The 25,474-nt window shown below is 60.8% G+C and carries 20 protein-coding genes; 8 read left to right on the forward strand and 12 right to left on the reverse strand.

Annotated elements, in window-relative coordinates:
• Window positions 1–64 precede the first annotated feature (64 nt).
• From FEE99_RS01085 to bioB, 10 genes are all read right to left on the reverse strand, one after another.
• Window positions 65–1,843, reverse strand: coding sequence for an acyl-CoA dehydrogenase C-terminal domain-containing protein (locus FEE99_RS01085; RefSeq protein WP_041476717.1), 1,779 nt, complete (start codon window positions 1,841–1,843; stop codon window positions 65–67).
• 156 nt (window positions 1,844–1,999) lie between these two features.
• The gene (locus tag FEE99_RS01090; protein ID WP_041476718.1) at window positions 2,000–3,796 is read right to left on the reverse strand and encodes an acyl-CoA dehydrogenase C-terminal domain-containing protein; all 1,797 of its coding nucleotides are present in this window, start codon (window positions 3,794–3,796) and stop codon (window positions 2,000–2,002) included.
• A 90-nt stretch (window positions 3,797–3,886) separates the two neighbouring features.
• Entirely contained in the window at window positions 3,887–5,176 is a 1,290-nt protein-coding gene (locus FEE99_RS01095) for a GGDEF domain-containing protein (protein WP_041476719.1), read from the reverse strand.
• Window positions 5,177–5,367: 191 nt separating this feature from the next.
• Window positions 5,368–7,173, reverse strand: coding sequence for a phenylacyl-CoA dehydrogenase (locus FEE99_RS01100; protein ID WP_143978990.1), 1,806 nt, complete (start codon window positions 7,171–7,173; stop codon window positions 5,368–5,370).
• A gap of 274 nt (window positions 7,174–7,447) precedes the next feature.
• Window positions 7,448–7,744, reverse strand: coding sequence for a hypothetical protein (locus tag FEE99_RS01105; protein WP_016772865.1), 297 nt, complete (start codon window positions 7,742–7,744; stop codon window positions 7,448–7,450).
• A 108-nt stretch (window positions 7,745–7,852) separates the two neighbouring features.
• Complete coding sequence (gene bioD, locus FEE99_RS01110; protein WP_041476721.1) at window positions 7,853–8,533, reverse strand: dethiobiotin synthase; 681 nt, start codon at window positions 8,531–8,533, stop codon at window positions 7,853–7,855.
• Window positions 8,530–9,339, reverse strand: coding sequence for a malonyl-ACP O-methyltransferase BioC (gene bioC / locus FEE99_RS01115; RefSeq protein WP_041476722.1), 810 nt, complete (start codon window positions 9,337–9,339; stop codon window positions 8,530–8,532). The genes bioD and bioC overlap by 4 nt, the downstream gene beginning before the upstream one ends.
• Window positions 9,332–10,063: an alpha/beta fold hydrolase gene (locus FEE99_RS01120; protein ID WP_041476723.1), complete on the reverse strand. Its 732-nt coding sequence runs from the start codon at window positions 10,061–10,063 to the stop codon at window positions 9,332–9,334. The genes bioC and FEE99_RS01120 overlap by 8 nt, the downstream gene beginning before the upstream one ends.
• Window positions 10,056–11,234, reverse strand: coding sequence for an 8-amino-7-oxononanoate synthase (bioF, locus tag FEE99_RS01125; protein ID WP_041476724.1), 1,179 nt, complete (start codon window positions 11,232–11,234; stop codon window positions 10,056–10,058). Before bioF ends, FEE99_RS01120 begins: the two co-directional genes overlap by 8 nt.
• A gap of 135 nt (window positions 11,235–11,369) precedes the next feature.
• Window positions 11,370–12,425, reverse strand: coding sequence for a biotin synthase BioB (gene bioB / locus FEE99_RS01130; RefSeq protein ID WP_041476725.1), 1,056 nt, complete (start codon window positions 12,423–12,425; stop codon window positions 11,370–11,372).
• Between the two features lie 91 nt (window positions 12,426–12,516).
• On the opposite strand from bioB, the gene FEE99_RS01135 reads away from it, so the two are divergent.
• From FEE99_RS01135 to rarD, 5 genes are all read left to right on the forward strand, one after another.
• The gene (locus FEE99_RS01135) at window positions 12,517–13,251 is read left to right on the forward strand and encodes a ComF family protein (protein WP_041476726.1); all 735 of its coding nucleotides are present in this window, start codon (window positions 12,517–12,519) and stop codon (window positions 13,249–13,251) included.
• 186 nt (window positions 13,252–13,437) lie between these two features.
• Entirely contained in the window at window positions 13,438–14,202 is a 765-nt protein-coding gene (locus tag FEE99_RS01140) for a TOBE domain-containing protein (protein ID WP_041476727.1), read from the forward strand.
• 69 nt (window positions 14,203–14,271) lie between these two features.
• Window positions 14,272–16,173 (forward strand): PhoX family protein, encoded by a 1,902-nt coding sequence (locus tag FEE99_RS01145; RefSeq protein WP_064361248.1) that lies wholly within the window; start codon window positions 14,272–14,274, stop codon window positions 16,171–16,173.
• A 165-nt stretch (window positions 16,174–16,338) separates the two neighbouring features.
• On the forward strand, window positions 16,339–17,313 hold the full coding sequence (locus FEE99_RS01150) for a serine/threonine protein kinase (RefSeq protein WP_041476729.1): 975 nt from the start codon (window positions 16,339–16,341) through the stop codon (window positions 17,311–17,313).
• A 160-nt stretch (window positions 17,314–17,473) separates the two neighbouring features.
• Complete coding sequence (gene rarD, locus FEE99_RS01155) at window positions 17,474–18,361, forward strand: EamA family transporter RarD (protein ID WP_041476730.1); 888 nt, start codon at window positions 17,474–17,476, stop codon at window positions 18,359–18,361.
• A gap of 223 nt (window positions 18,362–18,584) precedes the next feature.
• On the opposite strand, the gene FEE99_RS01160 is transcribed toward rarD, so the two are convergent.
• Window positions 18,585–19,103 carry a glycine cleavage system protein R gene (locus tag FEE99_RS01160; RefSeq protein WP_016772854.1) on the reverse strand — a complete coding sequence of 173 codons (519 nt, stop codon included), beginning with the start codon at window positions 19,101–19,103 and terminating at the stop codon, window positions 18,585–18,587.
• A gap of 639 nt (window positions 19,104–19,742) precedes the next feature.
• Between FEE99_RS01160 and FEE99_RS01165 the strand changes: the two genes are divergently transcribed.
• Window positions 19,743–21,920 carry a malate synthase G gene (locus tag FEE99_RS01165; RefSeq protein ID WP_041476731.1) on the forward strand — a complete coding sequence of 726 codons (2,178 nt, stop codon included), beginning with the start codon at window positions 19,743–19,745 and terminating at the stop codon, window positions 21,918–21,920.
• Between the two features lie 154 nt (window positions 21,921–22,074).
• Here FEE99_RS01165 and FEE99_RS01170 read toward each other — a convergent pair whose 3' ends face one another.
• Window positions 22,075–22,521 (reverse strand): response regulator, encoded by a 447-nt coding sequence (locus tag FEE99_RS01170; protein ID WP_016772851.1) that lies wholly within the window; start codon window positions 22,519–22,521, stop codon window positions 22,075–22,077.
• A 255-nt stretch (window positions 22,522–22,776) separates the two neighbouring features.
• Here FEE99_RS01170 and FEE99_RS01175 point away from each other — a divergent pair, with 255 nt between their 5' ends.
• The gene (locus FEE99_RS01175) at window positions 22,777–24,711 is read left to right on the forward strand and encodes a putative nucleotidyltransferase substrate binding domain-containing protein (protein WP_305965246.1); all 1,935 of its coding nucleotides are present in this window, start codon (window positions 22,777–22,779) and stop codon (window positions 24,709–24,711) included.
• Window positions 24,708–25,415, forward strand: coding sequence for a 3'-5' exonuclease (locus FEE99_RS01180; RefSeq protein ID WP_041476733.1), 708 nt, complete (start codon window positions 24,708–24,710; stop codon window positions 25,413–25,415). The genes FEE99_RS01175 and FEE99_RS01180 overlap by 4 nt, the downstream gene beginning before the upstream one ends.
• The last annotated feature ends 59 nt before the right edge of the window (window positions 25,416–25,474 follow it).

The raw sequence follows: 25,474 nt of genomic DNA on the forward strand, positions 1-25,474 counted from the left end.
ATATACGGATATGGGAGAACAGCAGCACGTCACGTAAGCAAATGCTTACATGACGTCTACAGGATCAAAACTGTGCCGCATCCAGCAGGAACAGCGACTCGCTACCGGCCTTGACCGACGCGCTCAACGAGTGGATACGCGGCAGCAGACGGGCGAAATAGAAGCGCGCGGTGCCCAGCTTGCTCGCATAGAAATCCTCCTGCGCTTCCTTGCCCAGCGCGGCTTTGGCCATCAACGCCCACATGTAGGCGTAAGCGGTGTAGCCGAACGCTTGCAAATATTCGACCGAGGCCGCGCCGATTTCGTTCGGATTGTTTTTCGCCCGGTCCAGCAGCCACGCGGTCAGCTCGTCGAGGGTGTCGACGGCATCGTTCAGCGGTTTGGTGAACTCGCCCAGATCGGCGCTGGCGGTTGCGGTGAAATGGCGGATCTCGTCAGCGAACAGCTGGTAGAACGCGCCGCCACTGCCAACGATCTTGCGCCCGACCAGGTCCAGCGCCTGAATGCCGTTGGTGCCTTCGTAGATCTGGGTGATGCGCACATCGCGCACCAGTTGTTCCTGGCCCCACTCGCGGATGTAGCCGTGGCCGCCGAAAATCTGCTGGCCGTGGACAGTGGTTTCCAGACCCAGGTCGGTCAGGAAGGCTTTCGCTACCGGCGTCAGCAACGCCACCAGATCTTCCGCGCGTTTGCGGGTGGTCGCGTCTTCGCTGAACTTGGCGGTATCCAGTTGCATCGCCACATAAGTGGAGAACGCACGGCCGCCTTCGTTCGAGGCTTTCATGGTCAGCAGCATGCGTCGCACGTCCGGGTGGACGATGATCGGGTCGGCGACTTTGTCCTTGTTCTGCGCACCGGTCGGCGAACGACTCTGCAGACGATCGCGCGCGTATTCAACAGCGTTCTGATAAGAGCGCTCGCCCGTGGCCAGGCCTTGAATACCAACGCCCAGGCGCTCGTAGTTCATCATGGTGAACATTGCGGCCAGGCCTTTGTTCGGCTCGCCGACCAGATAACCCACGGCTTCGTCGAAGTTCATCACGCAGGTCGCCGAGGCCTGAATGCCCATCTTGTGCTCGATCGAGCCACAGTTGGCCGGGTTACGCGCACCGAGGCTGCCGTCGGCATTGACCATGAACTTCGGCACCAGGAACAGCGAAATACCTTTTGGACCGGCCGGCGCGTCAGGCAGCTTGGCCAGTACCAGGTGAATGATGTTTTCGGTGAGGTCGTGCTCGCCACCGGTGATGAAGATCTTGGTGCCGCTGACCTTGTAGGAACCGTCGGCCTGAGGTTCGGCTTTGGTGCGGATGATGCCCAGGTCGGTGCCGGCGTGCGGCTCGGTCAGGCACATGGAACCGGCCCAAATGCCGGCGTACATGTTCGGCAGGTACGCAGCTTTCAGTTCTTCACTGGCGTGGGCATTGATCGACAGGCAGGCGCCGGCGGTCAGCATCGGATACAGACCGAACGCCAGGCTTGCGGAGTTGACCATTTCTTCGACCTGTGCCGACACGGCTTTGGGCATGCCCATGCCGCCGTAGGCCGGATCGCCACCAACACCGACCCAACCGCCTTCAGCATAAGTCTGATAAGCCTGTGGGAAACCGGCCGGCGTGGTGACGGCACCGTCCGCCCAATGGCAACCTTCCTCGTCAGCGGCACGGCTCAGTGGCGCGATGCTTTTGCTGGTGACCTTGCCGGCCTCTTCGAGAATCGCTTCAACGGTTTCGGCATCGACGGTCTCGGCCAGCGCCGGCAGCTCGGCCCAGAGTTTGGCGACTTCGAACACTTCATTGAGGACGAAGCGCATATCGCGCAGCGGCGCTTTGTAGTCAGCCATGGCAAACCTCGCAAGATCTAAACAGGTGGTTCGTGGAATGATGTTTTCGTTGATCCGGAGTGTACCTCAACAACTTTTGCGACACATAGGGTCAACCGGTGACTGATTTGTTATTTTTGGTCACCGGAAAAAGATCGCCGCGATCTTTCGATCTGCCTACAAAGCAAACGCCTGCGCCGGCAAATTCATCAAACAATCACTCCCCGCCTCGATCGCCGCCTGATGCGCAGCCGTACGCGGCAGCAAGCGCTTGAAGTAGAACTCGCACGTTGCCAGTTTGCCCTTGAGGAAATCAGCCTCACCCTCGCCCGCCTCCAGCTGTGCCTGAGCAACCAACGCCATGCGCAGCCACAGGTAGCCCAGGATGATGTAGCCGCTGTACATCAGATAATCCACCGACGCAGCACCGACTTCGTCCGGGTTCTTCATGGCCGCCATGCCGACCTTCATGGTCAGGTCGCCCCACTGTTGGTTGAGCCCGTTGAGTTGCGCGACGAAGCGGCCCAGCTGCGCATGATCAGCGTTGGCTGCGCAGAACTTGTGGACGATTTTGGTAAAGCCGCGCAGCAGCTTGCCCTGACTGCCCAGCACCTTGCGTCCGAGCAGGTCGAGCGCTTGAATGCCATTGGTGCCTTCGTAGATCGGCGCAATCCGGCAATCGCGCACCAGTTGTTCCATGCCCCACTCACGAATGAAGCCGTGGCCGCCGAATACCTGCATGCCGTGATTGGTCACTTCCAGCCCGGTGTCGGTCATGAACGCCTTGCAGATCGGCGTGAGGAACGCCAGCAGGTCTTCGGCCTCCTGACGCGCATCGGCATCGCTGCTCAGGTGCGCAACATCAAGCATCTGCGCGGTGAAATAGGTCAGCGCGCGGTTGCCTTCGTTGAAGGCTTTCATGGTCAGCAACATGCGCCGCACATCGGGGTGAACGATGATCGGGTCGGCAGGTTTTTCCGGGGATTTGGCACCGGTCAGGGCGCGCATCTGCAGACGGTCATTGGCGTACTTGATCGCGCCCTGAAAACTCGCCTCGCCCAGACACAGACCCTGCATGCCAGTACCAAGCCGCGCGTGGTTCATCATGGTGAACATGCAGTTGAGGCCCTTGTTCGGCTCGCCGATCAAGTAACCGGTGGCGGCATCGAAATTCAGCACGCACGTAGCAGAAGCCTTGATGCCCATCTTGTGCTCGATCGAGCCACAGGAAACGCCATTGCGCTCACCCGCTTCGCCTGCTGCATCGGGCAGAAACTTGGGCACGATAAACAGGGAAATGCCCTTGGTCCCGGCCGGTGCGTCCGGGAGTTTGGCCAGGACCAGATGGATGATGTTGTCGCTCAGGTCATGCTCACCAGCAGAGATGAAAATCTTGCTGCCGGTGATCGCGTAGCTGCCGTCGGCCCGTGGCACCGCGCGAGTCTTGATGATGCCCAGATCGGTGCCGCAGTGCGCTTCGGTCAGGCACATGGTGCCGGTCCACTGGCCGGCGGTGAGTTTGCTCAGGTAGGTGTCTTTCTGCTCGGCGGTACCGTGGGCGTGGATCGCCGACATCGCGCCGTGGGTCAGGCCGGGGTACATGCCCCAGGACGTGTTGCTGGAGCCGACCATCTCGCTGATCACCAGCCCCAGCGAACTCGGCAACCCTTGGCCACCGTAAGCCGGATCAGCCGCCAAACCGTGCCAGCCGCCCTCGACATATTGTGCGAAGGCCTGCTTGAAGCCTGTAGGCGTTGTCACCACGCCGTTGTCGAAATGGCAGCCCTCTTCGTCGCCGCTGCGATTGAGCGGTGCCAGAACGTTCTCGCAGAACTTCGCGCCTTCTTCGAGGATCGCGCTGATCATGTCCGGGCTGGCGTCATGCGCGCCGAGACTGGCGTAGCTGGTATGGAAGTCGAAGACGTGATCGATCAGAAAGCGCATGTCGCGCAGGGGAGCTTTGTACTCGGGCATGGTGGCTTCTCCGTCAGCAGATTCCTCAAACCTACTGCTGGCCATCACGCGCGACAATCACTGTACAGGCGCTGAATGCGCCGTCATCACTCAACCCGCAGCAGTGTCCATGCGCACCGCGCCACGGCGGTTCTGCCCGAATGCCATGACGCAGTTACGCCCGGCGCCCTTGGCGCTGTACAACGCCTGGTCGGCGGACTTGAGCACTTCTTCAGGGGTGCGCTGCTCGACACGTTCGGCGACGCCGATGCTCACCGTCACCGACACCGCCGAAGCCCCGGAACCGCTGCGCCGCTGGCGACCTTGCTGATCATCCTGCGGACGGTTTTCCTGGTTGCGTAGCTGAATGCTGTAAGACGCAATCGATTCACGGATCACTTCCAGGTGCGGCATGCACTCCTCAAGGGTCTTGCCTGCGAACACCAAGGCAAATTCCTCACCGCCGTAGCGATACGCCCTACCGCCACCGCTGATTTTCGACAGTTTGCTGGCGACCAGCCGCAGCACCTGATCACCGACATCGTGGCCGTGGGTGTCGTTGAATTTCTTGAAGTGATCGACGTCGCTCATCGCCAGCACATAGTTGCGCCCCAGTCGCTGCATGCGTTCGTTGAGCGCACGTCGTCCCGGCAGGCCGGTGAGCTCGTCGCGGAAGGCCATTTGATAGGCCTCATGCGCAACGGCGGCGGCGATCATCAGCATCACCTGGCTGCACATGATGTTCAGGGTGAACGGCAGAATGAAGGTCTTCGGCAGCATCCAGAACACACCGAGCAAGCCAACCAGTTGCGCCGCGTGCAACGGGCGCGGGTTGCGCCAGTATTGCCAGGCCAGAAGCAGGAAGGCCGAGATGAACACCGGATAGGACAACTGGATGAGACTCATCCATGCCCCATGCAGCGCCGGCCAGCGGATCTCCGACAACCACAGCAGCAGCGCCTGTGGGTAACTTTGCTCCAGTCCCAGCGCCACGCTGCCAAATGCCAGCAGCACGGCAAAGCGCGCGACCATGTCCTGAAACAGATGGGTACGTTCCTGCCATGCGGCGAATAATCCGAACAACAACGGCAGCAGCAGGCAGACCAGATGAAACACCACCGCAGCGTCTTCGCGGACCTTGCCGTTGTCGCGGTAGAAATCTGTCTGGGTGTCCAGCAGAAAGTAGGCGATGTACACCGTCAGCATCAGAAACAGTTCGCGCTGACGTCGGTACACCGCGCAATACGCGCCACCGAGGAGCAGAACCAATGTCGGCAGGACGTTGAACAGTGACGTGAAGAATACGCTGAGGTCTTTGACGTACGCAGCCGCCAGCCCCGCAAGCAATAACAGCAGTGATGGCAGGAAATGGCTGAAACGTACAGCGGAAGAACGCGGCAAGGGTAAGCTCCGACCCGTCATAGCAAAGAGATGGCATTGTGCCTGCAAAGTGCGGCCAAGCCCATACAATGTGATCCAGATCACACACGGTCTCTGTAACGGCCGGAAGCTCGACTATCTGAGCGATCCACAAACAAAAAAACCGCTGCCCCCTAACGGGAGCAGCGGTTTTCGTCAGACTGCGTTAAGGCTTAGTAGCCCAGTGCGAAGTCTTCTTCTTTCATGTCCATCAGGTTGCCAGCACCCGACAGCATAGTGGCCACGTGCGTACGGGTACGCGGCAGGATGCGCTGGAAGTAGAAGCGCGCGGTTTGCAGCTTGGCGGTGTAGAACGCCTCGTCGCTGGTGCCGGCAGCCAGTTTTTCCGCAGCCAGACGTGCCATGTCTGCCCAGAAGTAGGCCAGGCAGGCATAACCGGAGTACATCAGGTAATCCACGGAGGCCGCGCCGACTTCTTCGCGATCTTTCATGGCAGCCATACCGACCTTCATGGTCAGCTCGCCCCACTCCTTGTTCAGTGCAGCCAGCGGCGCGACGAATTCCTGGACGGCTTCGTTGCCTTCGTTGGTCTGGCAGAACTTGTGGACGATCTTGGTGAAGCCTTTCAGAGCCTCGCCTTGAGTCATCAGCACTTTGCGGCCGAGCAGGTCGAGGGCCTGGATGCCGGTGGTGCCTTCGTACAGCATCGAAATGCGGCTGTCGCGAACGTTCTGCTCCATGCCCCACTCGGCGATGAAGCCGTGGCCGCCGTAGATCTGCACGCCGTGGTTGGCGGCTTCGAAACCGACTTCGGTCATGAACGCTTTGGCGATCGGGGTCATGAACGCCAGCAGTGCGTCGGCCTTCTTCTTCTCTTCTTCATCGACGCCGTATTTGACGATGTCGACCTGCTTCGCAGTGAAGTAGACCATCGCGCGGTTGCCTTCTGCGAACGCCTTCATGGTCAACAGCATACGGCGCACGTCCGGGTGGACGATGATCGGGTCAGCGGCTTTGTCCGGCGCTTTCGGGCCAGTCAGCGAGCGCATTTGCAGGCGATCACGAGCGTATTTCAGACCGCCCTGGAAGCCCATTTCAGCGTGAGCCAGACCTTGCAGTGCGGTACCGAGGCGAGCGGTGTTCATAAAGGTGAACATGCAGTTCAGACCTTTGTTCGCCGGGCCGATCAGGTAACCGGTGGCGCCGTCGAAGTTCATCACGCAGGTGGCGTTGCCGTGGATGCCCATCTTGTGTTCCAGCGAACCGCAGCTCACGGCATTGCGCGCGCCAATGATGCCATCGGCGTTTGGCAGGAACTTTGGAACGATGAACAGCGAGATGCCTTTGGTGCCAGCCGGTGCATCGGGCAGACGCGCCAGTACGATGTGGACGATGTTGTCGGCCATGTCGTGTTCACCGGCCGAGATGAAGATCTTGGTGCCGGAAACTTTGTAGGAACCGTCGGCCTGAGGCTCGGCCTTGGTGCGCAGCATGCCCAGGTCGGTGCCGCAGTGCGGTTCGGTCAGGCACATGGTGCCGGTCCATTCGCCGGAGACCAGTTTGGTCAGATAGGCTTCCTGCTGCTCTGGGGTGCCGTGCTCGGAGATGGTATTCATCGCACCGTGCGACAGACCTGGGTACATGCCCCACGACCAGTTGGCTTCGCCAACCATTTCGCTCACTGCCAGGCCCAGCGACTCAGGCAGACCCTGACCGCCGTGCTCGACGTCGTGCGCCAGGCTTGGCCAGCCGCCTTCGACGAATTGCTTGTACGCCTCTTTGAAGCCAGTCGGGGTTTTCACGCCGGACTCGCTCCAGGTGCAGCCTTCGATGTCGCCCACGCGGTTCAGCGGCGCCAGTACCTGCTCACAAAACTTGGCGCCTTCCTCGAGGATGGCGTCAACCATGTCCGGCGTGGCGTCTGCGCACGCTGGCAGGCTCTGATAGTGCGCTTCGTAGCCGAGCAGTTCGTCACGAACGAAGCGAATATCACGCAAGGGGGCCTTGTAGTCAGGCATAGCGATAAACCTCTGCTGATGTAACCGGGAATGAACGACCGTGTTGAATTGTTGTGACGGTCAAACAGTTGTTTGAAACATACGTTTACGCCGAAATCTTGTCAAGCATCGATCTTTTGCCGTTCGTCATCACGCTCTCCAAATGCCGGAAACGAGAAATCGCCGCGACTTCACGTAAGCCACGGGCGTTGTAAAAAGATTAGTTGAGCAAGAAGGACTTAAACGAAAAACGCCGCGACAGGGCGCGGCGTTTCGGGGTCTAGAACAAATTCATTCAGGCGAAGGTATCGATGATCGTCCCGAGCACTTCGTCGGATGCCTTGGCCACCTTCACACCCAGCTCTGCCTGGATCTTGCCCTGCGACAGCTCGACGATATTGCTCGCCAGATCCGATTCTTGTGCGCGATCCACACCGCGCAGGCGATTGACCTGCACTTCGGACGACTGGCTGGTCACCGAGCGTTCGATAGTGTTGTTGGCGATCTGGCTGGCAGCCTGATCGACGCGGTTCTGCCCGGACTGAATCGAGCTCAGTCCCGCATAAAAAGCTGTGTTGCCGGAGATTTCCATAGTCACTCTCATCCCTGCAAAGGATCAATGCTCGCCATTGAAGCAGACGCGCCAGCAAAACACCCGTCAAAAACACTAATGGCACAGTGCCTGTTCATAGGCAAAAGCTTAGTCGAGCAAATCCAGTTGCAAATGCTCGGCGACCGCTTCGGCGCTCAACGCCTTGAGTTTCGGCACCCGGCCCAGGCATGGCGCGGGAATGCGCTCGGCCAGGGTCGCAAGGTTTTCCTCCAGCCGCGAAGTTTTCGGATCGATAATGTTGGCCACCCACCCCGCCAATTGCAGACCATCGCGGGCAATCGCCTCGGCGGTCAGCAACGCATGACTGATGCACCCCAGCCTCACGCCCACCACCAGAATCACCGGCAGCTTCAGCGCAATCGCCAGGTCCGAGAGATTGTCCTGATCGGCCAACGGCACACGCCAGCCGCCCGCGCCTTCGATCAGGGTGAAATCGGCGTTCATCGCCAGAATCCCGCGCATCGGCGCCAGCAGCGATTGCACCGTCAGCGCCACTCCTGCTTCGCGCGCCGCCAGATGCGGAGCGATCGCTGGCTCGAACGCCACCGGGTTGACCTGTTGATAAGTCAGCGGCAACGAACATTCGGCCAGCAGCGCCAGGGCGTCGGAATTGCGCAAGCCCTTGGGCGTGACGTCGCAACCCGATGCCACCGGTTTGCCCGCCGCCGTGCTCAAGCCTGCCGACCGCGCCGCATGGAGCAATCCGGCAGCAACGGTGGTTTTGCCGACATCGGTGTCGGTACCGGTGACGAAATAGGCTGCGCTCATAGAGGTTTCTCCAACACGGCGTATACCACCTGATACGTTGCCGGCAGCCCCGACGCCTGACGGAACCGCTCATACGCGTCGATCAGCCCGAGAATCCGCGCCCGTCCGGTCAAACCACCTGGCCGGCCGGGATTCAGATTGTGTGCGCCCAACGCCTTCAGCTCATGAGTCAGGCTGCGCACATCCGGGTAATGCAACACGTGCGGCTGATTCTGCAGCGCCAAAATGCGCATGCCACTGCCGGCACATAACTGTTCATAGCGGGCGAACTCGCGGAAGCGATTGACGTGCACCAGCCCGTCGACCTGCTGCCAACTCTCACGCAACTCGAACAGCGTCCCTGTACAAAGACTAGCAAACGCAAAAATCCCCCCCGGTTTCAGCACGCGCAAGGCTTCGCTGAGCACCGCCTCGAAGTCGGCGCACCATTGCACTGCAAGGCTGGAGAAAATCAGATCGAAGCTCGCGTCCTGCAACGGCAGCCTTTCGGCATCGCCGGCAATGAAATGCTCAGCGCCACCCAGCGGCCGTGCGTGATTGAGCATGCCCTCGGCGATGTCCAGCGCGACACCGCTGCCCTGGGTGAAACGCGAGGCCAGCGCACGAGTGAAATAGCCGGTGCCGCAACCGAGATCGAGCCACCGCGACGGCATGAAACTCCCAGGCAAACGCTCAAGCAGCTGCCTGCCGACGTCACGCTGAAACTCCGCGACACTGTCGTAACTGGCCGCAGCGCGGGAAAAAGACGCCGCCACCTGGCGCTTGTCGGGCAAGCCCTCAGGCAGCACAAGGGACAGATCAGTCATCAGCGCACTCATGTAGAAAAGCCTGGATCGCGCCCGCGACTCCATGCGGGTCTTCCAGCAGAAAAGCATGGCTGGCCTGTTCGATCAGACCAATTTCGATATCCGGCAACAGCGCGAACAATGCGCCGGCCGCTTCCGCCGGGGCCAGCGCGTCCTGTCCGCCGAACAGATGAAACTGCGGGCCGCGAAACGCCTGCAACGCCTGGCGTGTGTCCAGCTGCGCGAGTAGCTCCAGACCTGCCATCAGCGCGGCCGGCGCGGTTGCCGGCGCGCCACCGAGCAGCAAGCGCGACAACCCGCGCGGGTCTGGTGAACCTTGCGCACATAGCAGAGCGAAGCGCTTGAGCGTGGTACGCGGATCGGCCTGGCAACCGGCAAGAAACGCATCGAATGTCTCGCCAGGCATCGCGCTCGGCCACTGCTCATGGGCGACAAACGCAGGGTTGCTCGCCAGCGTCAGCAGCCCGCAGCACGCCTCGCCGCGTCGTGCCGCCAGTTCGCTGGCGAGCATGCCGCCCAGCGACCAGCCACCAAGCCAGACTTCCTGCGGAATGCGCGCATCGAGTTCGTCGAGCCAGTCTTCAAGGTCCGCGGAGTCCAGCTCCGGCAGCGGTTCGATCTCGACTTGCAGATGTTCGTCGAGGCCGTGCAATGCTGCGGCCAGCGGTTCCAGCGGCGACACGCCGAGGCCCCAGCCGGGCAGCAGGATCAGCCGATTACGCATGGCTTGGCTCCAACGACAATCGGGCGAAACAATCTGCCAGCCCATCCAGCAACTGTTGCACCTGCGCCTCGCTGTGGGCGGCGGTCAGCGTGACGCGCAACCGCGCGCTGCCGGCCGGCACGGTCGGTGGACGGATCGCGGTCACCATCAAGCCGCGCTCGCGGAGCATTTGCGAGAGCCGCACCGCGCGGCCGGCATCGCCGATCATGATCGGCTGGATCGGCGTGAAGCTGTCCATCAGCTCCAGCCCGATCTGCTCGGCGCCGTGGCGGAACTGGCGGACCAGTGTCTGCAAATGCTCACGGCGCCAGTGTTCACTGCGCAACAGCTCAAGGCTTTTCAGCGTCGCGCAGGCCAACGCCGGTGGTTGGCTGGTGGTGTAGATATATGGGCGGGCGAACTGGATCAGACTTTCGATCAACTCTTCGCTGCCAGCGACAAAGGCGCCGGCGGTGCCGAAGGCTTTGCCGAGGGTGCCGACCAGCACCGGCACGTCGTCCTGGCTCAGGCCGTAATGCTCGACGATGCCGCCACCGTTGGCGCCCAATGGGCCGAAGCCGTGGGCATCGTCGACCATCAGCCACGCGCCTTTGGCCTTGGCCGTGCGGGCCAGCGCCGGCAGGTCGGCGATGTCACCGTCCATGCTGAATACGCCATCGGTGACCACCAGCGTGTTGCCGGTGGCTTTCTCCAGGCGCTTGGCCAGGCTTTCGGCGTCGTTGTGCAGATAGCGATTGAAACGCGCGCCGGACAACAGGCCCGCGTCCAGCAACGAAGCGTGATTGAGCCGGTCTTCGAGCACCGTATCGCCCTGCCCGACCAGCGCGGTGACCGCGCCGAGGTTGGCCATGTAGCCGGTGGTGAACAGCAGTGCACGTGGGCGCCCGGTCAGATCGGCGAGCGCTTCTTCCAGCGCGTGATGCGGGCTGCTGTGGCCGATCACCAGATGCGACGCGCCACCGCCGACACCCCAACGTTCAGCGCCGGCGCGCCAGGCTTCGATCACCTGCGGATGATTGGCCAGGCCCAGATAGTCGTTGTTGCAGAAAGCGAGCAGCGGTTGGCCGTCGACCACGACTTGCGGGCCTTGCGGCGATTCGAGCAGCGGGCGCTGGCGATAAAGGTTGTCGGCACGACGGGCAGCAAGGCGTGCGGCGAGATCGAAAGACATGCAGGCCTCACATCAGACAAATGACTGGGTAGGAGCTGCCGAAGGCTGCGATCTTTTGATCTTGTTTTAGAAAGTCAAAGTCAAAAGATCGCAGCCTTCGGCAGCTCCTACAGGGTTTTGCATTTCAAGCCATGGTCAGATGGCAGCGTTATAGAACTGCTCGCTGCTTTTCTGCTCCACCAGCGCCTGCTCGATCGCCGCTTGGTGCACTTCATCCGCGTGCTCTTTGCGAGCCTCCGGCTGGATACCGAGGCGCGCGAACAATTGCATGTCCTTGTCCGCCTGCGGGTTGGCGGTGGTGAGCAATTTGTCGCCGTAGAAAATCGAGTTGGCGCCGGCGAAAAATGCCAGGGCCTGCATCTGCTCGTTCATCGCTTCGCGACCGGCGGACAGGCGCACGTGGGATTGCGGCATGAGGATGCGCGCCACGGCGAGCATGCGGATGAAGTCGAACGGGTCGATGTCTTCGGCGTTTTCCAGCGGCGTGCCGGCGACTTTCACCAGCATGTTGATTGGCACCGATTCCGGGTGCTCCGGCAGGTTGGCCAACTGGATCAGCAGATTGGCGCGATCGTCCAGCGATTCGCCCATACCAAGAATGCCGCCGGAGCAGATTTTCATTCCCGACTCGCGTACATAGGCCAGCGTCTGCAGACGTTCGCTGTAAGTACGGGTGGTGATGATGCTGCCGTAGAACTCCGGCGAGGTGTCGAGGTTATGGTTGTAGTAATCGAGACCGGCCTTGGCCAGCGCTTCGGTCTGCTCCTGATCGAGACGGCCGAGAGTCATGCAGGTTTCCAGGCCGAGGGCTTTCACTCCTTCAACCATCTTCAACACATACGGCATGTCTTTGGCGGATGGATGTTTCCACGCCGCGCCCATGCAGAAACGCGTTGAACCAATGGCTTTCGCGCGGGCCGCCTCTTCGAGGACCTTCTGCACTTCCATCAGTTTTTCTTTTTCCAGCCCGGTGTTGTAGTGCCCGGACTGCGGGCAATACTTGCAGTCTTCCGGGCAGGCACCGGTCTTGATCGACAACAGTGTCGATACCTGCACGCGGTTGGCGTTGAAATGTGCGCGGTGCACCGTTTGCGCCTGGAACAGCAAGTCGTTGAATGGCTGTACGAAGAGTGCTTTGACTTCGGCCAGAGACCAATCGTGACGCAGGGTGGCGGTGGTGCTCGCGCTCATGGGCAATTCCTTGGTTATGCTTGGCTGGCGCTGGGGGAAACGGAATACCCACAGGCGCTACACGGATGTTCGGCATATTTAAGGAAGAGCGATGCGCTGTCAACCGCAATACAAGGGGCAGGTTTACATCTGTTTAAAAAACGTACAGACCTGTTTGCTGTGCGATGAGCCCGCAGAAGCACAAATGCCAATGTGCGAGGCCTGTGAAACCGAGCTGCCCTGGCTCGTCAGCCATTGTCAGAGCTGCGCTTTGCCACTGGCGGCGGATGGCCTGACTTGCGGCGAATGCCTGCTAGAGCCTCCGGCCTTCGAACAGGTCGCCGTGCCCTGGGTTTATGGCTTCCCCGTGGACAGTCTGATTACACGGTTTAAACACAACGCGAAATGGCCGTTTGGTCACCTGCTCGCCGACGTTCTCGGCCAATACCTGCAGCATCGCTTCGCCGAGGACTTGCCGCGACCCGATGTGTTGCTACCGGTGCCGTTGGCGAATAAACGCCTGCGTCGGCGAGGATTCAATCAGGCGGCGATGCTCGCGCGCTGGTTGAGTGTTTCTCTGGATCTGCCCTGTGAAGAACAGCTCCTAAGGCGAGTCATGGACACCGACGCCCAGCAGGATCTCGACGCCAAGGCGCGCAAACGCAACTTGCGCAATGCCTTTGCGCTGGCGCCTGACGCGCAGGTCAGTGGCCGCCATTGCGCGCTGGTTGACGACGTCCTGACTACTGGAGCAACCGCTCAGGCATTGGCGCGGTTGCTGATGAATGCAGGTGCGGCGCGGGTTGATGTGTACTGCCTGGCCCGTACGCCGAAGCCCGGTACCTGAAGCGAATACGGATATCGTGTGGGAGCGAGCCTGCTCGCGAATGGGCATCACATTCAACAAAGCTGTTGTTGGTCAAACCGCTTTCGCGAGCAGGCTCGCTCCCACAGGGGGCTTTGCGTCAGGCTTGACTCATGCGTTGCAAGTGGCCAACGTCCATTTCATCGCCCGAGCCAGAAGCGTTCTGCCATGTCCCTGCCCACCCTGCTGTCCCAGCACATCGTCCGCCGCCCGCAGCGCATTGCCCTGCTGCAACACATCGCCGAGCAAGGCTCGATCACCCGTGCGGCGAAGAGCGCGGGGCTCAGTTACAAGGCGGCGTGGGATGCGATCGATGAGCTGAACAACCTGGCGCAGAAACCCTTGGTCGAGCGCGTGGTGGGCGGCAAGGGTGGTGGCGGCGCCAGACTGTCCAGCGAGGGCCAGCGGGTGCTGCGCCTGTATCAGAAATTGCAGGCGTTGCAGGCGCAGGTGCTGGAAGCGGCGGAAGACGCCAGCGATCTCGACCTGCTCGGGCGCCTGATGCTCAGGACCAGCGCGCGCAATCAGCTGCATGGCACGGTGGCAGCGATTCAGGCGCAGGGTCGCAATGACTTGATCCACCTTGAACTGGCCGAAGGCATTGCTCTGGAGGCGCAGATCACCCACGACAGCACCGTGCATCTGGAATTGCAGATCGGTACCGAAGTGATGGCGCTGATCAAGGCTGGCTGGCTTGAGTTGCTCGGCGCCGATCAGTCGGCAACGCCCGGACACAATGTCCTGCGCGGCACCATCGAAGCGATTCTCGATGCCGAGGACGGTCCCAGCGAAGTGCGCATTTCCCTGCCCAACGGCCAGACACTTTGCGCCTTGGCGGAACCGCTGCACTTGCGCAACCAGAGACTGGGCGTCGGCGATTTGGTGCAGGTGCAATGTGCGCCGTCCAACGTGCTGATCGGCACGCCGCTCTGATTTGTCTTGCCACAAAAGCGTCATCGACCCGCATTAAGGTGTTGGCCATAACCAAGCAGGGAGCCTGATGTGAGCCTATTAGAAGAAAACCAATCCACTGATCTGGAAAAAATGGTCGGCCTCAGCCGTCGCGGTTTCATCAGCGCCGGTGCCTTGTGCGGCGCGGCGATGTTCCTCGGCGGCAACCTGCTGAGCCGCAGCGTCATGGCCGCCAGCGTCAGCGCCGGCAACAGCCGCCTGCTCGGTTTCGAGAGCATCCCGGCAGCGACCACCGACGCCATCAGCCTGCCCAAGGGCTACAAGTCTTCGGTGCTGATCAGTTGGGGCCAGCCGCTGCACAAGAACGGCCCGGCCTTCGATCCGAGCGGTAACGGCACCGCTGCTGCGCAGGAAGTGCAGTTCGGCGACAACAACGACGGCATGAGCCTGTTCGCCTTCCCGGACGACAAGAACCGCGCGCTGATGGCGATCAACAACGAATACACCAACTATCGCTACCTGTATCCGCATGGCGGCATGCCGCAGTCGGCTGAGGATGTGCGCAAGGCATTGGCCTGCGAAGGCGTGTCGGTGATCGAAGTACAGCGCAAGAACGGCCAGTGGCAATTCGTCCAGGGCTCGCGCTACAACCGCCGCATCCACGGCAACTCGCCGCTGCGCATCAGCGGTCCGGCCCGCGGCCACGACTTGATGAAAACCGCCGCCGACAAGCACGGCAAAAAAGTCCTCGGCACGTTCCAGAACTGCGCCAACGGCAAGACGCCGTGGGGCACCTACCTGACCTGTGAAGAAAACTTCACCGACTGCTTCGGCAGCAGCAACGCCCAGCAGCAGTTCGATGCCGCGCAAAAGCGCTACGGCGTTGTCGCCAGCAGCAAGGACATCAACTGGCACCCGCACGACCCGCGCTTCGACATGGCCAAGAACCCCAACGAGCTCAACCGTCACGGCTGGGTGGTCGAGATCGACCCATTCGATCCGCAATCGACTCCGGTCAAACGCACCGCCCTGGGCCGCTTCAAGCATGAAAACGCCGCACTCGCCGAGACCGACGATGGTCGCGCTGTGGTGTACATGGGCGACGACGAGCGTGGCGAGTTCATTTACAAATTCGTCAGCCGCGACCGCATCAACCATCGCAATCAGAAGGCTAACCGCGACATCCTCGATCACGGCACGTTGTATGTGGCCAAATTCGATGCCGGCGACGGCAACCCTGATCACCCGAAAGGCCGGGGCCAGTGGATCGAACTGACCCACGGCAAGAACGGCATCGACGCCAGCAGCGGATTTGCCGATCAGGCGGAAGTGCTGATTCACGCGCGCCTCGCCGCCAGCGTCGTCGGCGCAACACGCATGGACCGCCCGGAGTGGATCGTCGTCAGCCCCAAGGACGGCCAGGTTTATTGCACCCTGACCAACAACGCCAAACGTGGCGAAGACGGTCAACCGGTGGGCGGGCCGAACCCGCGCGAGAAGAACGTCTATGGGCAGATTCTGCGCTGGCGCACCGACCGCGATGACCATGCCTCGAAGACATTCGCTTGGGATCTGTTTGTGGTCGCCGGCAACCCGGGCGTGCATGCCGGGACGCCGAAGGGTGGCTCATCGAACATCACCCCGCAGAACATGTTCAACAGCCCCGACGGTCTGGGTTTCGACAAGGCCGGACGCCTGTGGATTCTCACCGACGGCGACTCGAGCAACGCTGGCGACTTCGCCGGCATGGGCAACAACCAGATGCTCTGCGCCGATCCTGCGACCGGTGAGATTCGCCGTTTCATGGTCGGGCCGGTGGGTTGTGAAGTGACCGGGATCAGCTTCTCGCCGGATCAGAAAACCCTGTTTGTCGGGATTCAGCATCCGGGCGAAAACGGTGGTTCGACCTTCCCCGAGCACCTGCCCAATGGCAAGCCAAGGTCTTCGGTGATGGCGATTACGCGCGAGGATGGTGGGATCGTCGGCGCCTGACAAACCCTCATCGCTGGCAAGCCAGCTCCCACAGGTCTTGCGCAAAACCTGTGGGAGCTGGCTTGCCAGCGATGGCATCAGCAATGACACCAACCACCTCCGCCGCCGCCATCTGCGCTACCATGCCGAGCCGGACGCAGCAGCCTGCTGCGCGCAGGAGTCAGCATGGCCCACCCGTTTGAAACCCTCACCCCCGATCTCGTCCTGGATGCCGTTGAAAGCATCGGTTTCCTCAGCGATGCGCGCATTCTGGCGCTCAACAGCTACGAAAACCGTGTGTATCAGGTCGGTATCGAAGACTCCGAGCCGCTGATTGCCAAGTTCTATCGTCCGCAGCGCTGGACCAACGAGGCCATCCTCGAAGAGCACCAGTTCACCTTCGAACTGGCCGACATCGACATCCCGGTGGTAGCGCCGCTGATCCACAACGGCGAAACCCTGCATGAGCACGCCGGTTTTCGCTTCACCCTGTTCCCGCGCCGTGGGGGCCGCGCGCCGGAGCCGGGCAACCTTGATCAGCTGTATCGCCTCGGCCAGTTGCTCGGGCGCATGCATGCGGTGGGCGGCACCAAGCCGTTCGAGCACCGCGAAGCCCTCGCGGTGCAAAACTTCGGCCATGCCTCGCTGAACACTTTGCTCGAAGGCAATTTCATTCCCAAAAGCCTGCTGCCGGCTTACGAGTCTGTTGCCCGCGACCTGCTCAAACGCGTCGAGGACGTCTACGCCGCCACGCCGCACCAGAACATCCGCATGCACGGCGACTGCCACCCCGGCAACATGATGTGCCGCGACGAGATGTTCCACATCGTCGACCTCGACGATTGCCGCATGGGCCCGGCGGTGCAGGACATCTGGATGATGCTCGCCGGCGATCGCCAGGAGTGTCTGGGGCAGTTGTCGGAATTGATGGACGGCTACAACGAATTCCATGATTTCGACCCGCGCGAACTGGCACTGATCGAACCGTTGCGCGCCCTGCGCCTGATGCACTACAGCGCCTGGCTGGCGCGGCGCTGGGACGACCCGGCATTCCCGCGCAGCTTTCCGTGGTTTGGCACGGAGCGGTATTGGGGCGACCAGGTGCTGGCGTTGCGTGAGCAGCTGGCGGCACTGAATGAAGAGCCGCTGAAACTTTTCTGATCAAAGATCAAAAGATCGCAGCCTTCGGCAGCTCCTACCTTGGAATGCATATCCCTGTAGGAGCTGCCGAAGGCTGCGATCTTTTTGCTTTCTGACACGACACATCTATACAACCTCCTTACAATCCTTTCTTTGTCAGCTGCCTGAGCAAGGATTCTGCATGCAAGCCGCCAACCCGCGTCGCGGGTACATTCTGGGCCTGAGCGCCTACATCATCTGGGGCCTGTTCCCGATCTATTTCAAAGCCATCGCTGAAGTCCCGGCCGTCGAGATCATCATCCATCGGGTGCTGTGGTCGGCGCTGTTCGGTGCGTTGCTGCTGATGGTGTGGAAACACCCGGGCTGGCTGCGCGAGCTGCTCGACAATCCAAAACGCCTGGCGATTCTGGCCCTGAGCGGCACGCTGATCGCGGCCAACTGGCTGACCTATGTCTGGTCGGTGAACAACGGCCGCATGCTCGAGGCGAGTCTGGGTTACTACATCAATCCGCTGGTCAATGTGCTGTTGGGCATGGTGATCCTTGGCGAACGGCTGCGGCGCATGCAGTGGGTCGCGGTCGGTCTCGCTGCCATCGGCGTGGCGCAGCAGGTGTGGCAGGTCGGCAGCTTGCCGTGGGTGTCGCTGGCGCTGGCGCTGACCTTCGGTTTCTATGGCCTGATCCGCAAGCAGGCGCCGGTCAAGGCATTGCCGGGGCTGGTGGTGGAAACCTGGATGCTGGTGCCGATCGCGATTGCGTGGTTGCTGTTCAATCAGACTGCCACGAGTGTGCAGCCGGCCTTCTGGACCACCTCTGAAGCCTGGTGGCTCGTGGCTGCCGGCCCGGTGACGCTGGTGCCATTGGTGTGTTTCAACGCCGCCACCCGCCACTTGCCCTACACCACCATCGGCTTCCTGCAATACATCGCGCCGACGCTGGTGTTGCTGCAAGCCGTGCTGCTGTTTGGCGAGCATTTGTCGTCCAGCACGCTGGTCGCGTTCATGTTTATCTGGGCCGGTCTGGCGGTCTACAGCGTTGATGCGTGGATAAGTTTGCGCCGGCGCGCCTGATCAAAAAACGCACAAACCTCCACAGGCCACGGTTCTCGTGGCCTGCATCGTTCCTTCCCAAGCTTATCCACAGCGTGATCCCCGCCGTTTGGGCGCAAGTCACTGAATGTTGGCGGTTTTTTGATCAACCTGCGCAAAGCCACGGCCGGCGTGGCGTGGCGCTCTGTCTCTACAGGTTATCCACAGGCAGGTGCACGTTAAACCTGAATAACCCTGTGAACGCTCAAACCTCTGTGCGTAACACCAATTCGACCATCAGATCATCGGCCAGGGTTTCCAGGCGCGCCTGCAGAACGTCGAGCGACAAGGTCAGCGGTACCGCGAGAATCGCCTCGGCGTGAAACAGCGGCTCGCTGCTCATCGGCGCCGGGCGCACCTCAGTTACCAGCCGCTCCAGGTTCACGCCCTGCTCGCTCAACAGGCGAGTGATATCACGAACGATACCCGGTCGGTCATTGCCGACCAGTTCCATGGCGATCGGTTTCCACGTGCAGGACTGCTCCACTCCGCTTTCGGCAATCAATACCCGAATGCCATGGGCCGACAGCGCTTGCAGGGCATCGACCAGTTCGTCGTAAGCCTCCGCCGGCACGCCCACGCGCAGAATCCCGGCGAACTGCCCGGCCATGCGTGACATGCGGCTTTCCAGCCAATTGCCGCCGTGCTCGGCGATGCATTGGGCGATGCGCTCGACCTGCCCGGGCTTGTCCGGGGCGAAAACGGTGAGTACGAGATGGTCCATGGCGCAGCCCTCTTGTCATGACTTTTGTTATCGAAGGGCAAGTATAGGCAAGCGGATTGATTCAGCCTGACCCAGTGCTGGCAGATGATGACCTGTGGCGAGGGGATTTATCCCCGTCCGGCTGCGCAGCAGTCGTGAGTCCTGCCAATTGGGTCTGCCAGCCGGACCGCAGGGGGCGGCTTCGCCACCCAACGGGGATAAATCCCCTCGCCACAGATTCGCTCATCGCAAAGGGGGAGACGCCAAACTGCGCCATAGCAGTCAAACAGCAATTATGTGTACAACTTTCGATATTTAGCTGGAACAATCCAATGCTTTTTTGAGAACATCCCGTTCCGCGACGTGACCGCAATGCGTCATGAGGTCGCAGAACGACGTAATTAGTCTGATTTTCACAAGCGCAACTCATCATGTAGTATGCCGCAGCGCGCACTACATAACGCTGGATCGATGTCTGCCCAAGGCCCTTCGCAACCCTGAAAGCCCCGTCAGCAAGGCCTCCAAGCCGTTGATTGGTCCTAGCCCAGCCGCCAGCAATGGCATGTACTGGTCCGCAGGTTTGTGGTTTAAATGGCCGGAAGCTTCATTGTTAAATTGACGAGCTGAAAAGCGAAATAGCTGAGCAGAGTGAGGCAAGCAATGACTGAACACGTTCAAGTCGGTGGCCTGCAGGTCGCCAAAGTCCTGTTCGACTTCGTGAACAACGAAGCCATTCCCGGTACCGGCCTCACCGCCGAACAATTCTGGGAAGGTGCCGACAAGGTCATTCATGACCTGGCGCCGAAGAACAAAGCCCTACTCGCCAAACGCGATGACTTCCAGGCGCGCATCGATGCCTGGCATCAGCAGCATGCCGGCCAGGCGCACGATGCCGTGGCCTACAAAGCTTTCCTGCAAGAGATCGGTTATCTGCTGCCAGAAGCGGCTGATTTCCAGGCGACGACGCAAAACGTCGACGATGAAATCGCCCGCACCGCCGGCCCGCAACTGGTCGTGCCGGTGATGAATGCGCGCTTCGCGCTCAACGCCTCGAACGCCCGCTGGGGTTCGCTGTACGACGCCCTCTACGGCACCGACGCGATCAGCGAAGACGGTGGCGCGGAAAAAGGCAAAGGCTACAACAAGGTGCGTGGCGACAAAGTCATCGCCTTCGCCCGCGCCTTCCTCGACGAAGCCGCGCCACTGGCCGCCGGCTCCCACGTCGATTCGACCGGCTACAGGATCGCTGACGGCAAACTGGTCGTGACGCTCAAGGGCGGCAGCAACAGCGGCCTGCGCGATGACGCTCAGTTGATCGGTTTCCAGGGTGACGCCAACGCGCCGATCGCCGTTCTGCTCAAGCACAACGGCCTGCACTTCGAAATCCAGATCGACGCCAGCACCCCGGTCGGCCAGACCGACACCGCCGGCGTCAAAGACATCCTCATGGAAGCGGCGCTGACCACGATCATGGACTGCGAAGATTCCGTGGCCGCCGTCGATGCCGACGACAAAGTGGTGATCTACCGCAACTGGCTCGGCCTGATGAAGGGCGACCTCGCGGAATCCGTGTCCAAGGGCGGCCAGACCTTCACCCGCACCATGAACCCGGATCGCACCTACACCGCGCCCAACGGCGGTGAAGTGACCCTGCACGGTCGTTCGCTGTTGTTCGTGCGCAACGTCGGCCACCTGATGACCATCGATGCGATCCTCGACAGCCAAGGCAACGAAGTGCCGGAAGGCATTCTCGATGGTCTGGTGACTTGTCTGGCGGCAATGCACAACCTCAACGGCAACACTTCGCGGCGCAACACCCGCACCGGTTCGGTGTACATCGTCAAACCGAAAATGCACGGCCCGGAAGAAGCGGCGTTCACCAACGAGCTGTTCGGGCGTATCGAAGATGTCCTGCGCTTGCCGCGCAACACCCTGAAAGTCGGGATCATGGACGAGGAGCGCCGCACCACGGTCAACCTCAAGGCTTGCATCAAGGCCGCCAGCGAGCGCGTGGTGTTCATCAACACCGGTTTCCTCGACCGTACCGGCGACGAAATCCACACTTCCATGGAGGCCGGCCCAGTGGTGCGCAAGGCTGACATGAAGGCCGAGAAGTGGATCGGCGCCTACGAAAACTGGAACGTCGATATCGGTCTGAGCACTGGCCTGCAAGGTCGTGCGCAGATCGGTAAAGGCATGTGGGCGATGCCGGATCTGATGGCAGCGATGCTCGAGCAGAAAATCGCTCACCCACTCGCCGGCGCCAACACTGCCTGGGTGCCATCGCCGACTGCCGCTGCGCTGCACGCGCTGCACTACCACAAGGTTGACGTGTTTGCGCGTCAGGCTGAACTGGCCAAACGTGCGCGCGCCTCGGTGGACGACATCCTCACCATTCCACTGGCAGTGAACCCAAGCTGGACGCCAGAGCAGATCAAGAACGAACTGGACAACAATGCCCAGGGCATTCTCGGTTACGTGGTGCGCTGGATCGACCAGGGTGTCGGCTGCTCGAAAGTGCCGGATATCAACGACGTTGGCCTGATGGAAGACCGTGCGACGCTGCGTATCTCCAGCCAGCACATCGCCAACTGGCTGCGCCACGGTATCGTCAGCCAAGAGCAAGTGATGGAAAGCCTCAAGCGCATGGCGCCGGTGGTCGACCGTCAGAACGCCAACGACCCGCTGTATCGCCCGCTGGCACCGGACTTCGACAGCAACATCGCCTTCCAGGCGGCGGTCGAACTGGTGATCGAAGGCACCAGGCAACCGAACGGCTACACCGAGCCGGTGCTGCACCGTCGTCGTCGCGAATTCAAGGCCGCGAATGGTCTGTAATTTGCGCTGACGCTGGAAGTGAAAAAAGGCCCTGATCGAGAGATCAGGGCCTTTTTTTTAAACGCAAAGTCAAAAGATCGCAGCCTTCGGCAGCTCCTACATGGGATCACCTGTAGGAGCTGCCGAAGGCTGCGATCTTTTGATCCTCAAATATTCAGGGCTCAATGCCCAATTCGTGTTTCACCAACTCAAGCAACTTCCCCGTATCAATCGGCTTGAGCAGAAAATCCACCACGCTCAAATGCATCGCTTCGATCGCGTCTTTCACGTCGGCATCGCCGGAGACGATGATGATCGGCATCGCTGCCCGTACCGATTCACGCACCTGGCGAATCAGCTCGAGGCCGTCGACATTGCCCATGCGCAGGTCGGTAATCACCAGACCGATCGAAGGCTTTTCATCGAGCATTTTCAGCGCGGTTTCACCGCTGGCTGCGGTCATGCAGCGAATGCCGTCCAGCGCGAGTATCTCCGACAACAGCTCGCGGGCGTCCTTGTCGTCGTCGACGATCAGGACACGCTGCGGCGGCAGATCAGGTTCGAGCATCACTGCGCTGAGCGCTTCTCGCTCGGCGTCGCTCAAAATATCGTGGTCGGACATGGCGCTCTCTAAATGTTCAAACAATCCCTGGCAAGTCGTCAGACATCACCGGACAGCGCTTCAATGTGCACTTCGTCGGAATTTTTTCCAAGTGGCTAGCGCAAGCTTTTCCGAGCTTTTGCGTAGGTTATTTCCGAAAATCGGCCAATGGTGGCAAAACCTAGACTTACGTCCAATGGGCACCCTGCCCGCCGGGGTCGACCATGGTGGCAACGATCCGACAACAACAATTCGAAAAAGACTGCGGTAATGGTTATGAGCAAAGCGGACGCCTTCACCCAGGCAGGGAAAACCGCGGTGTTGCAGAACATTCAGGGCACCCTGCAATTCCTTCAGCGCTTCCCGCCCTTCAATCAGATGGAACACGCCCACCTCGCCTATCTGGTGGAGCAATGTCAGCTGCGTTTTTTTGCCCAGGGCGAGAGCATCATCAAACCGGCTGACGGCCCGGTGGAGCACTTTTATATCGTCAAACAGGGTCGGGTGGTCGGCGAACGCCAGCACATCGCCAAGCCCGGCACAGAGACCACCTTCGAAATCACCACCGGCGAATGCTTTCCGCTGGCCGCGCTGCTCGGTGAGCGCGCCACACGCACCGAACATCTGGCGGGCGAAGACACCTTCTGCCTGCAACTGAACAAACTGGCGTTCATCAAACTGTTCGCCCTTTCCAGCGCCTTCCGCGATTTCGCCTTGCGTGGGGTCAGCAGCCTGCTCGATCAGGTCAACCAGCAAGTCCAGCAAAAAGCCGTGGAAACCCTCGGCACCCAATACTCGCTGAACACTCGTCTCGGTGAACTTGCGATGCGCCATCCGGTGACCTGCAGCGCCGATACACCACTGCGTGAAGCGGTGAAGCTGATGCACGAGCAACAGGTCGGCAGCATCGTCGCGGTGGATGAGCACAAGGCGCCGCTGGGGATTTTCACCCTGCGCGATTTGCGCCATGTGGTCGCCGAAGGTGTCGGCGATTTCAGCGACGCCATCGAACAGCACATGACTCGATCACCGTTTTATCTGTCGCCGGATCACAGCGCCTTCGATGCGGCGATCGCCATGACCGAGCGGCACATCGCTCACGTCTGTCTGGTCAAGGATCAACGCCTGTGCGGCGTGGTGTCCGAGCGTGATCTGTTCTCCCTGCAACGGGTCGATCTGGTGCACCTCGCCCGGACCATCCGCAGCGCGCAACGGATCGAGCAACTGATGACCTTGCGCGGCGAGATCGGCCAACTGGTCGAACGCATGCTCGCCCACGGCGCGTCGTCGACGCAAATCACCCACATCATCACCCTGCTCAACGATCACACGGTGTGCCGGGTGATCGAACTGACCCTTGCGGAAAAGGGCGACCCGGGTGTGCCGTTCAGTTGGCTGTGTTTCGGCAGCGAGGGCCGCCGCGAGCAGACGCTGCACACCGATCAGGACAACGGCATCCTGTTCGATGCCCGCGATGCGGCGCACGCAGCGGAGATACGCGGCAAGCTGCTGCCGATTGCCCAGCAGATCAACCAGAGCCTGGCGCTGTGCGGCTTTACCCTGTGCAAGGGCAACATCATGGCCGGCAATCCCGAGCTGTGTCTGTCGCGGGCCGAATGGGCGCGACGCTTCGCGGCGTTCATCCGCGAAGCCACGCCGGAGAACCTGCTGGGTTCGAGCATTTATTTCGACCTGCGCGTGGTCTGGGGCGATGAACAAGGCTGCGAGCAATTGCGCCGGGGCATCCTCGATCAGGTCGGTGACAACCGTCTGTTCCAGCGCATGCTAGCCGAAAATGCGCTGCGCAATCGCCCTCCCGTTGGGCGCTTCCGTGAATTCGTGCTGGCACGCAAGAACGGTGAGAAGGCCACGCTGGATCTGAAAATTCAGGGTCTGACGCCGTTCGTCGACGGTGCCCGTTTGCTGGCGCTGGCCAACGGCATCGACGCCAACAACACCCTCGAGCGTTTCCGCCAATTGGTCGATAAACAAGTCATCGAGCCGCTCGACGGCGCGGCGTATGAAGAGGCCTATCACTTCATTCAGCAAACGCGCATGCAGCAGCATCAGCTCCAGACCCGAGAGAACCAGCCGTACTCCAACCGCGTCGATCCCGACAGCCTCAATCACCTTGACCGGCGCATCCTGCGTGAATCCCTGCGCCAAGCGCAACGCCTGCAGAGCAGCCTGAGCTTGCGGTATCAGCTATGAGCCTGTTTTCCTGGCTGCGCCCGTCAAGTCCCGTAGTGTCGGCGGATCTACAGCAGCGGCTGGCGAATCTGCCGGCGCTTGCCGAGCTGAGCGAATGCAGCCTGCGTGAGCAGCGCTGGGTGGTGCTGGACCTGGAAACCACCGGCCTGAATATGAGCAAGGATCGGGTCCTGTCGATCGGCGCGGTGGTGATTGAGGACGGCGCGATCGATTTCCGTCAGCAGTTCGAACGCACCTTGCAATGCCGCGAATTGAAGCTCAGCCCCAGCGTGCTGATTCATGGCTTGGGACCGAATGCGATTGCCGCAGGCAGCGACCCGGCGGAAGCGTTGCTGGAGTTGCTGGAGTTCATCGGCGACAGTCCGGTGCTGGCGTTTCATGCGCCGTTCGATCAGCACATGCTCGGGCGCGCAGTGAAAGAACACCTGGGGCATAAGCTGCAGCATGTGTTTCTGGATGTGGCAGATATCGCGCCGTTTCTGTGTCCGCAGGCGCAGATTCGCGAGGCCGGGCTGGATGAGTGGATCGAGTGGTTCCGGCTCGAAGTGTTCGAGCGGCATAACGCCAGTGCCGATGCGCTGGCCACGGCAGAATTGGCATTGATTCTGTTCAGCCGCGCGCGGGGGCAGCAGATTCTCAGTCCGTTGCAGCTGCAGCAGCGGTTGAGTCAGTGGAAGCGGCGGCAGCAAACTCACTCTTTCTAGCACTACCCCTGTAGGAGCTGCCGCAGGCTGCGACCTTTTGATTTTATAAACAGCATGAT

The sequence above is a fragment of the Pseudomonas sp. ef1 genome (genome assembly GCF_007293365.2).
GTDB classification, from domain to species: Bacteria; Pseudomonadota; Gammaproteobacteria; order Pseudomonadales; family Pseudomonadaceae; genus Aquipseudomonas; species Aquipseudomonas siliginis.